We start from the raw sequence: 209 nt of genomic DNA, 5'->3' as shown, positions 1-209 counted from the left end.
GAAAAACATCTGCTTTTTTTATATTTTCCTTGCATTCTCTACATAAATGAGTTAAAGTAACAAAGTACTCGAAAGAGACATGCCCAGATAGCTCAGATGGTAGAGCAGAGGACTGAAAATCCTCGAGTCGCTGGTTCGATTCCGGCTCTCGGCATTATTTTATTACTCTGATCGCAGAATAGCCTCTGCTGGTCAGAGTTATTTTATAC

Annotated in this window: 1 tRNA gene; it reads left to right on the top strand. The window is 39.7% G+C overall.

The annotated features are described in order from the left end of the window. Window positions 1-81 precede the first annotated feature (81 nt). Window positions 82-154: transfer RNA gene (locus NE671_RS15805), tRNA-Phe, on the top strand. Window positions 155-209 lie beyond the last annotated feature (55 nt).

Origin of the sequence: Blautia sp. DFI.9.10 (genome assembly GCF_024461705.1) — a bacterium.
Lineage (GTDB): Bacteria > Bacillota > Clostridia > Lachnospirales > Lachnospiraceae > Blautia_A > Blautia_A fusiformis.
The sequence above is the reverse complement of the archived record's forward strand: the minus strand, read 5'-3'. Positions and strand labels throughout refer to the sequence as shown.